The organism is Antiquaquibacter soli (assembly GCF_030580675.1).
Lineage (GTDB): Bacteria > Actinomycetota > Actinomycetes > Actinomycetales > Microbacteriaceae > Rhodoglobus > Rhodoglobus soli.
In genome coordinates, this window is the sequence record NZ_JAUQUB010000001.1 from 306,805 (window position 1) to 320,044 (window position 13,240).

A 13,240-nucleotide genomic window follows, 5' to 3' on the forward strand; every position below is an offset into this window, starting at 1 on the left:
AGCTCGGCGTCAGGCCGCGGCAGCACCCTCGAATCGTCCCCACGAGTTCGAGAAAGAAGACACCCATGCAGTTCACTTCCAGGCCGCTCGCCGCCGCCGCGGTGCTCGCGACCGCCGCCGCCGCGTTGACGGGTTGCGTCGCATCCGACCCGGTCGTCGGGTTCGAGGACATCAAGTCCGCCACCATCCAGCTCGAGGCGCACGGCGCCTTCGTGCCGATCGGCACGCTCGACACCGTCGGGTTCGGCGGGCGCGGCTCCGGCTTCCTCATCTCCAGCGACGGCCTCGCCGTCACCAACAACCACGTCGTCACCGGCGCCGGCACCCTCGAGGTCTGGCGCGGGGGGTCGAGCGACTCCACGACCGCCCAGGTGCTCGGTGCATCCGAGTGCCTCGATCTCGCTGTCGTCCGCGTCTCCGGTACCAACCTCCCGCACTTCGGGTGGTACGAGGGCGAGATCGAGGCGGGCATCGATGTCGTCGCGGCGGGCTTCCCGCTCGGCGACCCCAACTTCACCGTCACGAAGGGCATCGTCTCGAAGGCGGACATCCCCCAGGAGAACTCGTGGGCGTCACTCGACCACGTCATCGAGCACGACGCCCGCATCCGCGGCGGCAACTCGGGTGGCCCGCTCGTCGCCGAGAACGGCCGCGTCGTGGGCATCAACTATGCGGGCGAGAACGAGCTCGACTACGCCTTCGCCATCCACCGCGACCAGGTGCTCCCGGTGATCGAACGGCTCGCGAAGGGCGAGCGCGTGCTCTCGCTCGGCCTCAACCTGGAGGCGATCGCGCCGACGGAGGACGGTGAGCCGCTCGGCGTCTGGGTCCGTTCCGTGCAGGCGGGCAGCCCCGCGGACGAGGCGGGCATCATCGCTGGCGACGTCATCACCGAGCTCGGCGGCGTGGCCCTGTCCCGCGAGGGCACGCTCGAGGAGTACTGCGACGTTCTCGCCACCCAGGGGGTCGAGTCCACCATCGATGTCGGCGTCTACCGGCCGAGCGAGGGCGCGAGCTACCTCGGCCAGGTGAACGGCGATCCGATCGAGCTCGTCGACGCGGGCGCCCCGGCCGACCCCGAGGCCCCCGCACCCGAGACGCCCGGTGGCTTCGTCACGGTGACGGATTCGAGCGGCAGCGTGAGTGTGTCGGTTCCGGCGGCGTGGACGGAGACGTTCGGCGACCCGATCACCATCATCGGCGGGCAGTACCTGAGCATCACGGCGACCCCCGACCTCGACGCGTACATGTCGGGCTTCGAGGTGCCCGGGGTGACCGTGGCGGCGACGGATGACACGAGCGGGGGCATCCAGCCCGCCCTCAATGCCTACGCGGACTTCACCGATGTCTGCGCGACGTCCGAGCCCGGCGACTACGACGACGGGCTGTACGCCGGCGAGTACCTCTACTTCACGGGCTGTGGCGGCACCGCCGACTTCCTCGTGCTCTCGACGCTCGCCGCGGACGGCAGCCACCTGCTGCTCGTCACCGTGCAGATGATCTCGGAGACCGACAAGTCCGAGAACCTGGAGCAGATCCTGTCGAGCTTCCAGGCGGTGCTCTAGCGGGATGCTCCGGCCGGCCCGATCCGCGTGGTGCGGGTCGGGCCGGCTCGCGCCGTCGGCCCTGTGCACAACTCGCTCGCGGAGCGCGGCATCCCGCGTACCGTCGCGGGGTGACCGCGCGCGACGTCGTTTTCTCCTTCCTGGTTGGTCTTCTGGTGTTCGCCCTCGCGCTGGGGGTGACGGGAGTGGTCCTGATCCAGATCGAGGTGGGTGCCATCGCCCTTCGCCCCGAGCTCGAGAACTGGGTGCTGCCGGGAGCCGGTGCGCTGCCGCGAGCCCTCGCGATCTCGACTCTTCCGGGCGCCGTCGCGCTCGCCGTAACGGCAGCACTGTGCCTGCGGCCGAGGGCGCGGATGTCGGTGGGTGCGGAGAGAATTTAGGAAACACCGCGACACGCCGAAACACTAGATCTAGTGGAATGACATTCGTGTGATTCGGGTTATATAGTGGAGACCCACCGGCAGACAGTCGGTGAATTCCAAGAAGACTTGAAGGGGGATCCCATGGAGAACGAGACCGACACCATTGGCGGCTACGCGGTCCCGATGGACCCGATGGATCTTCTGCAGTGCGACAGCTGCCAGTAGGCAGTCAGCACCCACAAGATTCGAAGCCCCGGCGACCGTGATGGTCGCCGGGGCTTCACCGTTACGGGCCGTGGCTAGGCTCGACGCGTGGCACTCACACGCATCAAGCTCGGACGCCGGGAGGACCTCGGCGCAGATTGCGCGAACTGTTTCGGGCTGTGCTGCGTCGCCCTCGCCTTCAGTCGATCGAGCGACTTCCCCGTCGACAAACCCGCTGGCGAGCCGTGCCTCAACCTTGACGACTCCGACGCATGTCGCATCCACGATCGACTGCGGGCCGACGGATACGCGGGCTGCACCACCTTCGACTGCTTCGGTGCGGGCCAGAAGGTCTCGTACCACACCTTCGGCGGGCGATCGTGGCGGCACGATCCGCGCCTTCGCGACAGCATGTTCTCGGCCTTCTCGACCGTGCGACGGCTGCACGAGCTGCTGTGGTACCTCGATCAGGCGATCGACCTCGCACCCTCCGCGGAACTCGTCACTCACTTCGGTCGCGTCAAAGGTCTGAGCGACGGGGATGCCCCGGCTCTGGCATCCCTCGATGTCGACGCCGAGTACGACACCGCTCGCCCTCTCCTGCTCAGCGCGAGCAGGACGATCCGTCAGGGACATGGGTCTCCGACGCTGAGCGACCGACTGCATCCCGGCGCCGACCTGTCGGGCGCGCGCCTGGAGGGTGCGGACCTGCGCGGTGCCGAACTTCGCGGGGCGCTCCTGATCGGTGCCGATCTCAGCAACGCCGACCTGCGCTGGTGCGAGCTCCTGGGCGCCGATCTTCGCGGCGCGGACCTGTCCGGCGCGCGACTCAGCTCGGCTGTCTACCTGGCGCAAGGGCAACTCGACAGCGCCCGAGGCGACAGACGAACCGAGCTTCCCGACGGTTTCCTCCGTCCACGTCACTGGGCACTCTAGGCTTGACCCCGTGCCAGTGAACCCAGATCTCGTGGGCCGTCAGTTCCCGCCGACGGCGCCCTATCTCGTCGGGCGGGAGAAAGTTCGCGAGTTCGCCCGCGCCGTGCTCGCGACCGACACCGACCTCGTTCCGGCGACCTTCCCGGTCGTGATCCAGGAGGCGACGCTCGCGCAGCTGCTCGCCGAGCCGGATGCCGGCATCGACTTCTCGCGGGTGGTCCACGGCGAGCAGCGCTTCAGCTACTCGCGGCCGATCGTCATCGGCGACGAACTGACCGCGACCCTGTCGGTCACCTCGGTGAAGACCCTCGGCGGCAACGCCATGGTCACGGCGGCGTCAGAGATGGTGGATGCCGGCGGCGAGCACGTCGTGACGGCGATCTCCACCCTCGTGGTGAGGGGGGACGAGTGAGCGGCTACACGGTCGGCGAGGTCGTCGCCGAGCACACCTACGGACTGACCCGCGACACGCTCGTTCGCTACGCCGGGGCATCCGGCGACTTCAACCCCATCCATTACCGCGACGACGTCGCCGCCTCGGTGGGCCTGCCCGGTGTGCTCGCGCACGGCATGCTCACGATGGGCTTCGCCGTGCAGCCGGTGGTCGAGTGGATCGGCGACCGCGGCTGGGTGAGCGACTACCAGACCCGGTTCACCCGACCTGTCGTCGTCGACCCGATCGAGGGCGCGTCGGTAACTGTCGTCGCGACGATCGGAGCGGTCGAGGAGGGCGCCCTGCGGGTCGACCTCACCGTCACCTACGACTCGGCGACCGTGCTCGGCAAGGCGCAGGTGCGCGTCACCCTCTCCTGATGGACCTCTCCGAGCTCACGACGATCCGCGTCGGCGGACCGGCCCGCGAGCTTGTGCGCGCCGGGTCGCAGCAGGAGCTCGTGGATGCCGCACTCACCGCCTGGGCGGGAGGCGACGAGTGGCTCGTGCTCGGCGGCGGGTCGAACGTGGTCGTCTCCGACGACGGGTTCGACGGCACGGTCATCCTCGCCGAGTCCCGCGGAATCGAGCGACTGCCGGGCGACGGCGTCCGGCTGCGGGTGCAGGCGGGGGAGAACTGGGACGCCCTCGTCGCGCACACGGTCGCGAACGGGTGGTCGGGCATCGAGGCGCTCTCCGGCATCCCCGGTTCGAGCGGCGCCGCACCCATGCAGAACATCGGCGCATACGGGCAGGACCTCGCCCAGTCGCTCGTCGCGATCGACTTCCTCGACTACCTCAGCGGCGACGTCGAGCGGGTGACCGCCGATGAGCTCGAGCTCGGCTACCGGACCTCGTCGCTCAAGCGCGGTCGACAGGGCGTCGTGCTCGCCATCGAGCTGCAGCTCGAGGAGTCCGACACCACCGTGGCCGGTTACGACCAGCTCGCCACCGCTCTCGGGGTCGCCGTCGGCGACCGCGTGCCCACCCGGGAGGTGCGGCGGCACGTGCTCGCCCTCCGGGCATCGAAGGGCATGGTGCTGGATGCTTCCGACACCGATTCTGTGAGCTGCGGGTCGTTCTTCACCAACCCCATCGTGCCCGAGAACGTCGGTCGCTCCCTGCCGATGGACGCCCCGCGCTGGCTCGAGCCGGACGACGTGAACGTGAAGCTGTCGGCCGCGTGGCTGATCGAGCGGGCGGGCATCCGTCGCGGCTTCTCCCTGCCGGGGTCGCGCGCCGCGATCTCCACCAAGCACACGCTCGCGATCACCAACCGCGGGGGAGCGACCGCCGCGGAGATCGCGGAGCTGTCGCGGTACGTGCGGTCGCGCGTGATGGCGGAGTTCGGCATCCTGCTCCACCCGGAGCCGGTCGCCGTCGACGTCGAGCTCTAGCCCCGCCCCGCCGTTAGAGCAGTCCCAGCTCCATCGCCTTCGTGACCGCTCGCGTGCGGTCGTTCACGCCGAGTTTCTCGAACGCGTGCAGAAGGTGGGTCTTCACGGTCGCCTCGCTCACGAAGAGCGTCGCCGCGATCGCCGGGTTGCTCTGGCCCTGCGCCACGAGCCGCAGCACCTCCGTCTCGCGCGCGCTGAGCGAGACCGTCGGACGCGCCGAGCGACCCACGAGGAGCGCCGCGATCGACGGGGCCAGCACCACTTCGCCACCCGCGACCGACCGGATGCCCGCGAGGATCTCCTCGGGCGGCGCGGCCTTGAGCAGGTAGCCGCTCGCGCCCGCCTCAATGGCGGTCAGGATGCTCGTGTCCGACTCGTAGGTCGTGAGGATCACGACCTTGGTGGAGGGCCGGGCGGACAGGATGCGCGCGGTCGCCTCGTCGCCGTCGAGTCCGGGCATGCGGAGGTCGAGGAGCACCAGGTCGGGTTCGAGGCGCTCGGCGAGCTCGACCGCCGTGAGCCCGTCGGGTGCTTCGCCGATGACCTCGACGTCGTCGGCCGTGGCGAGCAGGGCGACGATACCGCCCCGCACGATCGGGTGGTCGTCGGCGACCAGTACGCGGATCACGCGGTCACCGTTCGGGGGAGCGTGGCGATGAGCGTGGTGCCCGAGCCGGAGCTGGAGACATCGAGCGCGCCGCCGACGAGGGCGAGGCGGTCGCGCATCCCGCCGAGCCCGAATCCGTCGCTGCGAGTGGCGGGATCGAAGCCGTGGCCGTCGTCGGTGACGACGAGCCGCACCGAGCCCTCCCGGGCGGACAGGGTGAGGGTCGCCGTGCGGGCGCCGGAGTGCTTGCGCACGTTGGCAAGGGACTCCTGAGCGCAACGCAGCAGCACGACCTCGCCATCTCGGTCGAGGTCGGCAGTCGTGCCGGAGACGGTGACCGCGATGCCGGTCTCCCGAGAGAATCGACTCGCCAGGCGGTCGAGGGCTTCGGCGAGCCCGCCCGCAGACAGCGGCACCGGGGCGCTCGCGGCGACGAGGGCACGGGTCTCGGCGAGGGCGGTGCGGGCGTTCTCCTCGATCATGGCGAGCTGCTCCGCGGCCTCGGCACCGCGACCGCCGGCGAGGTCTCGGCGGGCTTGCTGCGCGAGCAGCACGAGCCCGGTGAGGTCCTGCGCGATGGTGTCGTGGATCTCGCGCGCCAGCCGCTCGCGCTCGCTCGCCACCCCCGCCTCCCGGTTGACCGATGCGAGCCGGTCCTGCGTCGAGTGCAGCTCGTCCAGGAGTCGCTGGCGCTCGTGACTGCGCTCGGCGATGTCCGTGATCCACAGCCCGAGCGCGAGGCTGAAAGCGAGCGAGAGACCGGCGGTGAGCGCCGTCTCCGGCAGGGAGCGGGTGGATGCCCAGTACCCGATGCCGACCGCGATCGACAGCGCGACGTTCGCGACGACGGCGTTCCGGGTGCGTGTCGACATCGTCCATACCAGCGGATAGGCGACGCACTGCAGGATCGCCATGAACGGGTGGAACCCGACCGCGACCCCCGTCGACACGACCACGATGGCCGTGAAGACGAGGCCCGCGATCGGGTTCTCGAAGCCCAGTCTGCCGATGAAGTACCAGCTGGCCACGAACACCGCGAGGGTCGTGATCGCGCCGATCTCCCGCCACAGCGGCAGGTTCGCGGCGAGCACCATCGCGGTCAGCACGACCGCGGTCGCGGCGATCGCGATGTGCCACCAGCGGGGGTTGTCCATGGAGAACGAACCTAGCTGTCCTTGCGGATCCAGCGGAACGTGAGCCTCGTCAGCACGAGACCGACGACCAGCCAGATACCGCACACGATCGCCACCCCCGCCAGATTCCAGCTCTCGCCCTGCTCGAGAACCTCGAAGGCCTCGGGGAGGAACACCGATCGCATTCCCTGCGCCATCCACTTGAGCGGGAAGACGCTCGCGACCTGCTGCAGCCACTCCGGCAGCATCGAGAACTGCAGGTAGACGCCCGAGATGAACTGCAGCACGAGGGCGATCGGGATGATCACCGCCGTGGCGCTCTTGCCCGAGCGCGGCAATCCGCTCACCGCGATGCCGAGCACCGCCGAGGTCGTGACGCCGAGGAGGAACACCCACGCGAACGTGAGCCACTTCTCCGGATCGGCCGGCAGCTCCACGCCGAAGAGTACGGAGGCGACGAGGATGAGCAGTGCCGCCTGCATCAGGCCCGTGACGAGCACCTGGCCCATCTTCCCGATGAAGTAGCTGACGACGGGCAGCGGGGTTCCGGCGAAGCGCTTGAGCGTGCCATCCGACTTCTCCATCGCGATGTCGACACCGAGGTTCTGCAGTCCGGAGAGCAGGATGCCCGCGGCGAGCATCCCCGGAAGATAGAAGGCCGCGGCGCTGATCTCGTCACCGGGCGGGCCGAAGCTCGACTCGCTGAACGCGACCGAGAAGATCGACAGCATGACGACGGGGAACAGGAAGGTGAAGAACACCGAATCCCCCTGCCGGAAGTAGGTCTTGACCTCGTAGCCGACGCGGCTCGCGCCGAGGGTGAGGGTGTTCACAGCGCTGCTCCTTCGATCACGGTGTCGGTGGCGGCGGCCGCGAGGCCGGCCTCGCCGACGAGCTCCAGGTAGATGTCCTCGAGGCTCGGGCGCACGACCTCGAGCCCGTCCGGTTCGCCGAGCCGCGCGACGAGCGCGCCCGGTGTGGTGGTGCGCTCCTCGCGGAGGACGCCGTTCTCGATCCAGCGGACGACGGGGATGCGGGCATCCGCGCCGCCGATCTCGTCGATGGCGCCGATGTCGACCATGCGTCCGCCCGCGATGACCCCGGCGCGGTCGCCCAGTTGGGCCGCCTCGTCGAGGTAGTGCGTCGTGAGCAGGATGCTCGTGCCCTCCGCCTTCAGGGAGCGGATGAGCTCCCAGAACTGCCGTCGGGCTTCCGGGTCGAACCCCGTCGTGGGCTCGTCGAGGAAGAGCAGCTCCGGCCGCCCGATGATGCCGAGCGCGACATCCACCCGCCGGCGCTGGCCGCCGGACAGCTTGCGGATGAGGGTCTTCTGCTTCTCCTCGAGCCCGACGGCGGCGATCACCTCGTCGACGTCGCGCGGGTTCGGGTAGAACCTGGCGAAGTGCGCGAGCTGCTCGCGCACCGTGACGTTGCCGCTCTCGCCGGTGGACTGGAGGACGATGCCGAGCTTCGCCTTCCAATCGAGGCCGCCGCGACCGGGGTCGGTGCCGAGCACGCTCACCTCTCCGGACGTGCGGTCGCGGTAGCCCTCGAGGATCTCGATGGTGGTGGACTTGCCGGCGCCGTTCGGGCCGAGCAGCGCGAACGTCTCGCCGCGTCGGATGTCGAAGGTCACGCCGTCGACGGCGGTGAAGGCGCCGTAGCTCTTGCGCAGGTCCTCGACCTGCACGACGTACTCAGTGGTCATGCATCCATGCTCCCGGGGCCGCGCGTACCGCACCATTCCCAAACCGGCTGAACCCGCCATCAACCGATCGGTGGATGCTCCCGCGCCCCGCCCACCGTTGAGTGGCGAGTTCCGCCCCTTCCGGGCCCGAACTGGGGACGGGGAAGGGGCGGAACTCGCTAGTCAGCGTCGCGCGATCGTGTTGCGGATGCGGGTGAGGAGCTCCCGGGGGTTCGCCAGGTCGTCCTTGCTCACCTCGATGACGGTCCAGCCGGAGGCCTGGAGCCGGGAGCGCCGGAGCATGTCGGCTCTCTGTTGAGCTGGGTCGAAGTGGTACTCACCCTGGTACTCGATCGCGATACGGGCCTCGCGGATCGCGAAGTCGGTGCGGTACCGATGGCCGCTCACCGTGGTGATCCAGACATTGACCTCCACTTCGCCCAGGCCCGCTCGAGCGAGGATGAGACGGAGGTGCGACTCGCGCCTCGACTCCGACCGGTCGCTCAGGAGCGGAAGCGCGGCGCGCAGCCGCCGGACGCCACGATCCCCCGCCCGCCGATCGACCGCGGCGGCGAGGTCCGCGAAGGCGACGAGCGGGCTGGTTCTCCTGATGAGGAAGTCCCCCGCCGCCACGAGGTCGCGCATCGCAAGCCGCGGGGCCAGATCGACCCACGTGCGAGCGGGGCTCGTGAGACGGATGCCCGCCCTGGTGGCGAGCTCATCGGCGCCCACTCCGAGCACCCGCCCGCGGATCCCTCGACCTGTGGGGGCCCTGCCCGAGTCGAGCGCGACGGTGATGGGCTCAGAGTCGCACCACAGGGGTAGAGGCACGCCCCACAGTCTCGCGGCGGTAGCGTCGCACGCGAAGCCCGCGGGGATCCGGGTCAATACGGAGCGGCACAGCATGTCGACGGTGACCTCGACATCCCTCGAGACCCAGACTCCGTGGGCGGGCGACACGAGATCGGGGCCGCCTAGCCGTCGACGTCCGAGTCCGTGCGCGACCGCCTCGGCGGTCGTGAAGGTGCGGTGGCGAAGCGGCGGGGGCAGGGGGATGCGAGGTGCCATGACCTCGATAGTCGGCGAGCCCGAGTCATCCCGGGCCGCGTCCCGCCCAACTGTGCACTCCTGCGGGCTGTGCACAGCACTGAGTGGCGAGTTCCGCCCCTTCCGGGCCCGGATTTGAGGCGGGGAAGGGGCGGAACTCGCTAGTCAGCGTCGCGCTGGGCAGGGGTGAGGGCGCGGGCTATCGCGCCGACGACGGCGGCGAGCACCATGAGGCCGCCGAACGCGATCACCAGCCACACGGCCGAGGTCCACGACCATGAGCCGAGCAGTGCCGTCATCCCGGCCACGATCGCGATCAGCAGGAGCACCGCTCCCCAGAAGATCGTCCCGCCGCGGGGGGTGAGTCGGGTGGTGCTCATCGACGTGCTCCTTCCTCGATCACGGCGACGCGACCGGCGCCGAGCTGAACCGACACCGAGACGACCGGGTCGCCGCTGCCGACGTCGCCGAACTCGGCGCTGACGTTCTCCACCGGGCCGACGCGAGACGACTCGGCGTCCGACCCCGCCTCGATGTCGCCGGCTCCCACCGTTCCGGTGAAGACCACGGCCATGCCCTCGGGCACGAGGACGGTGACGTCTCCGGCGCCGACGCGCAGCGAGACATCCGCGCCGTCGATGCCCGAGGGGCGCTCGGCCGTCTCGACGTCCGTGAGGTCGAGGATGACCCGGCCCGCCCCCACCGCGAACTCCTCCGACCCGGTCGGCTCGAGGGTCCGCACCGGTCCCCACGCCACGGTCGGAGTGCCCCCCGCGGTCGCGATGCTCGTGAACAGCAGCGGTACGAGAAGTACCCACGCGAGACCGGACGCCCCGCCCGAGCGCTTGCCGCGCACCCCGTTGACGATGATGCCGAGCGCGAGCACGACGAGGGCGCTCGAAAGGCCCACGACGGCGGCGAGGGGGGTGGGCTGCCCGTTCGAGACGAGGACGGTCGCGAGCCCGCCGGCGACGAGCGCGAGTCCGATGACGGTGAGCGAGTACAGGGGGTGCGATCGCGTCGCCTGGAGATCGGCGAGGTCCCGCTGGCGCTGCTCGGCCCGGGCGGCGCGGGCGCGGTCTGCGGCGGCCCGGTTGGCCGCCGCGCGCTCGGCGCCCTGGTGGCGGCGGAACTCCGCCTGCTCCGCGCGGAGCCGCGCCTGCTGCTCGCGCCACGCGGCCACGTCAGGCGACGAGGTGCCGACGGGCGGGGCATCCGGGCCGCTCACCGTGGACTCGCTCGCGACGAAGGACGCCGACGACGCGGTGCCGGGCGCCGCCGGGCCGTCAGCAGCATCCGTGCTGCGCGCTGTCGGCGTCGTCGACGAGCGCCGAGCGATCCACACGACGAACCAGATGAGGAGACCGATGAGCACCGCGGTCCACAGCGCTCGCCCGATGGAGCTGCCCCACGCGGGCTCGCCCCAGAAAGCGGCGCCGGTGAACCAGAAGCCCTGCGCGAGGGGAAGCATCGTCAGCACGACCATGGCGCCGATCCCCGCGATCGCGGGCTCGAAGCGGCCCTTGACGACCTCCTCGAGGTGGATGCGGTCGTCGGAGTCGGGCAGCAGCAGCCACGCCGCCGCGTACAGCAGCAGTGCGGGCCCGCCGAGCACGGCGACCACGACAGCGATGCCGCGCACGATGAGCGGGTCGATCCCGAGGCGCGCGGCGATGCCCGCGCACACGCCGCCGATCCAGCCGGGCTCGCGGCGCAGATCGAGGGTGCGCAGCCAGGAGAAGAAGCGGTGGCCGGGGGTGGCGCCGGCGGCCGCGGCGGACTCGGCGGCGGGTGGCTCGTCGGCGGACGGAGCGTCGGCGGTCGGAGCCTGGGTGGACTGCGCCTCGGGGGCGGTCGACTGGTCGTCGCTCGGCTCGGGCCGAGTCGTGGCAGGTTTGCGTGGCATGCTCCGATCGTGCCGGAGGGGCGGATGCCCGTGCCATGAGGTATCACCCTGATTCGACCCTGAGTTCCGACCCCGGGGGTGGCTCGACCTGGTTGGATTCCAGAGTGAGCACTCCCGTCCGCCCGCCGCTGTCGCGGCCCCGCGACGTCCTCGTGGGCGGCGTGTGCCTCGGGATGGCGCGGCACCTCGGCTGGAGTGTGCGCTCGGTGCGGGTGCTCGCCGTCGCGCTCGCCGTGGCGGGGGGAGCGGGCATCCTGCTGTACCTCTGGCTGTGGGCACTCGTGCCGCTCGACGAGCCGGTGCCGGGGGAGGAGCCGGGCATCCGTCGCCGCGTGCCCGGGGCGGCCCTCGCCGTCGGAGTCGCCGGTGCTGGCGCGCTCGCCGCCGCGATCCTCGCCCCCGTCGATCAGAGGCCGCTCACCTCCGCACTGCTCGTCGTCGCGCTCGGCGCCGGCGCCGCCGTCGCGTGGAGCCTCGGCCTCGACCGATCCGACCCGGGCCGCTCGGTGCGGTACGGGGTCTGGGTGCGGTCGATCGCGGTGGCCCTGCTCATCCTCACGGGCGTCGTCGCGCTCGTGTCGCGGCCGTCCGCGCTCAACGCGGTCCTCGGGGTCGGCATGGTCGTGCTCGCCGTCGGGGTGCTCGCGGCACCGCGGGCCGTCGCGCTCATGACCGACCTGCAGGATGCCCGCACCGCCCGGGTCCGGGAGGAGCAGCGCGCCGAGATCGCCGCTCACCTGCACGACTCGGTGCTGCAGACCCTGGCCCTCATCCAGAACCGGGCGGGGGCGTCGAGCGAGGTCGCCCGCATCGCCCGGGCCCAGGAGCGCGAGCTGCGCGAGTGGTTGTTCGCGGGAGATGACCCGCTCGTCGCCGACCTCGCCGCCGAGCTGCGGGAGGTCGCCGCCGCCATCGAGCTCGACTACCCCGCCCGCATCGAGGTCGTCGCGGCCGGCGAGTCGGTGAGCGCGTCGCCCGCGCTCGTCGCGGCCGCCCGTGAGGCGATGCTCAACGCGGCCCGCCACGCCGGAGGCGAGGTGTCCGTGTACGTCGAGACGTCGGACGCGGCGACGGACGTGTTCGTGCGCGACCGCGGGGCGGGCGTGGACCTCGACACCCTGCCGGGCGACCGGTTGGGCATCCGCGAATCCATCATCGGCCGGATGACGCGCGCCGGCGGCACCGCGACGGTGCGCCCCGGGGCGGGCGGCGGCACCGAGGTGCATCTGCATTTGGAGGAGACCAGTGACTAGCGTGCTCATCGTCGACGACCACTCCATCTTCCGATCGGGGCTGCGCGCCGACCTGGATGCCTCGCTCGATGTGCTCGGCGAGGCGGCGACGGTCGAGGAGGCGATCGCGCGCATCGCCGAGCTGCGGCCGCAGGTGGTGCTCCTCGACGTCCACCTGCCGGGCGGGTCGGGCGGCGGCGGTGCTGAAGTGATCCGCGGATCGAGCGGGATGCTCGACTCCGTGCGCTTCCTCGCCCTCAGTGTCTCCGACTCCGCCGAGGATGTGGTCGGGGTCATCCGCGCGGGCGCCCGCGGCTACATCACGAAGGGGTCATCCGGCGCGGAGGTCAGTCGCGCGGTGGAGGCGGTGGCCTCGGGCGACGCGGTGTTCTCGCCGCGGCTGGCCGGGTTCGTGCTCGACGCCTTCGGCGCAGTCGCGGGCGAGCAGGCGGAGAAGGACGACGAACTCGACCGGCTCTCGGCGCGGGAGCGCGAGGTGATGCGGCTCATCGCGCGCGGCTACGCGTACAAGGAGGTCGCCTCGGAGCTCTTCATCTCGGTGAAGACTGTCGAGACCCACGTCTCGGCGGTGCTGCGCAAGCTCCAGCTCTCGTCCCGCCACGAGCTCACGGCCTGGGCATCCGCGCGAAAGCTCCTGTAGGGCCCTGGCTCTCGCGAGTTGCGACTTCCGCAGGTTCCCCGCCGGATCACACCGCGCCGAGGATGCGCAAC

General features: G+C 70.9%; 15 protein-coding genes. 8 read left to right on the forward strand and 7 right to left on the reverse strand.

The annotated features are described in order from the left end of the window. Positions 1–65: 65 nt before the first annotated feature. The 6 genes from Q5716_RS01565 to Q5716_RS01590 all read left to right on the forward strand — a co-directional run bounded on the left by Q5716_RS01565 (position 66) and on the right by Q5716_RS01590 (position 4,896). Entirely contained in the window at positions 66–1,565 is a 1,500-nt protein-coding gene (locus Q5716_RS01565) for a S1C family serine protease (RefSeq protein WP_305001332.1), read from the forward strand. Between the two features lie 110 nt (positions 1,566–1,675). Further along, entirely contained in the window at positions 1,676–1,945 is a 270-nt protein-coding gene (locus Q5716_RS01570; RefSeq protein ID WP_305001333.1) for a hypothetical protein, read from the forward strand. Between the two features lie 294 nt (positions 1,946–2,239). After that, positions 2,240–3,067, forward strand: coding sequence for a pentapeptide repeat-containing protein (locus tag Q5716_RS01575; protein ID WP_305001334.1), 828 nt, complete (start codon positions 2,240–2,242; stop codon positions 3,065–3,067). A gap of 10 nt (positions 3,068–3,077) precedes the next feature. Beyond that, entirely contained in the window at positions 3,078–3,479 is a 402-nt protein-coding gene (locus Q5716_RS01580; RefSeq protein ID WP_305001335.1) for an FAS1-like dehydratase domain-containing protein, read from the forward strand. After that, positions 3,476–3,880 (forward strand): MaoC/PaaZ C-terminal domain-containing protein, encoded by a 405-nt coding sequence (locus Q5716_RS01585; protein WP_305001336.1) that lies wholly within the window; start codon positions 3,476–3,478, stop codon positions 3,878–3,880. Before Q5716_RS01580 ends, Q5716_RS01585 begins: the two co-directional genes overlap by 4 nt. Further along, positions 3,880–4,896: a UDP-N-acetylmuramate dehydrogenase gene (locus tag Q5716_RS01590; RefSeq protein ID WP_305001337.1), complete on the forward strand. Its 1,017-nt coding sequence runs from the start codon at positions 3,880–3,882 to the stop codon at positions 4,894–4,896. The genes Q5716_RS01585 and Q5716_RS01590 overlap by 1 nt, the downstream gene beginning before the upstream one ends. Positions 4,897–4,909: 13 nt before the next feature. On the opposite strand, the gene Q5716_RS01595 is transcribed toward Q5716_RS01590, so the two are convergent. From Q5716_RS01595 to Q5716_RS01625, 7 genes are all read right to left on the reverse strand, one after another. Next, a complete protein-coding gene (locus Q5716_RS01595) occupies positions 4,910–5,524 on the reverse strand; it encodes a response regulator (protein WP_305001338.1) in 615 nt (204 codons plus the stop codon). Next, on the reverse strand, positions 5,521–6,657 hold the full coding sequence (locus Q5716_RS01600) for a sensor histidine kinase (RefSeq protein ID WP_305001339.1): 1,137 nt from the start codon (positions 6,655–6,657) through the stop codon (positions 5,521–5,523). Before Q5716_RS01600 ends, Q5716_RS01595 begins: the two co-directional genes overlap by 4 nt. A gap of 11 nt (positions 6,658–6,668) precedes the next feature. After that, on the reverse strand, positions 6,669–7,469 hold the full coding sequence (locus Q5716_RS01605; RefSeq protein WP_305001340.1) for an ABC transporter permease: 801 nt from the start codon (positions 7,467–7,469) through the stop codon (positions 6,669–6,671). After that, the gene (locus Q5716_RS01610; RefSeq protein WP_305001341.1) at positions 7,466–8,344 is read right to left on the reverse strand and encodes an ABC transporter ATP-binding protein; all 879 of its coding nucleotides are present in this window, start codon (positions 8,342–8,344) and stop codon (positions 7,466–7,468) included. The genes Q5716_RS01605 and Q5716_RS01610 overlap by 4 nt, the downstream gene beginning before the upstream one ends. Before the next feature lie 162 nt (positions 8,345–8,506). Next, a complete protein-coding gene (locus tag Q5716_RS01615; RefSeq protein WP_305001342.1) occupies positions 8,507–9,391 on the reverse strand; it encodes an endonuclease domain-containing protein in 885 nt (294 codons plus the stop codon). A 140-nt stretch (positions 9,392–9,531) separates the two neighbouring features. Beyond that, positions 9,532–9,750: a hypothetical protein gene (locus Q5716_RS01620; protein ID WP_305001343.1), complete on the reverse strand. Its 219-nt coding sequence runs from the start codon at positions 9,748–9,750 to the stop codon at positions 9,532–9,534. Beyond that, positions 9,747–11,276: a PspC domain-containing protein gene (locus Q5716_RS01625; protein WP_305001344.1), complete on the reverse strand. Its 1,530-nt coding sequence runs from the start codon at positions 11,274–11,276 to the stop codon at positions 9,747–9,749. The genes Q5716_RS01620 and Q5716_RS01625 overlap by 4 nt, the downstream gene beginning before the upstream one ends. Positions 11,277–11,380: 104 nt before the next feature. Here Q5716_RS01625 and Q5716_RS01630 point away from each other — a divergent pair, with 104 nt between their 5' ends. Both Q5716_RS01630 and Q5716_RS01635 read left to right on the forward strand, forming a co-directional pair. After that, positions 11,381–12,529, forward strand: coding sequence for an ATP-binding protein (locus Q5716_RS01630; RefSeq protein ID WP_305001345.1), 1,149 nt, complete (start codon positions 11,381–11,383; stop codon positions 12,527–12,529). Continuing rightward, complete coding sequence (locus Q5716_RS01635) at positions 12,522–13,169, forward strand: LuxR C-terminal-related transcriptional regulator (protein WP_305001346.1); 648 nt, start codon at positions 12,522–12,524, stop codon at positions 13,167–13,169. The genes Q5716_RS01630 and Q5716_RS01635 overlap by 8 nt, the downstream gene beginning before the upstream one ends. The last annotated feature ends 71 nt before the right edge of the window (positions 13,170–13,240 follow it).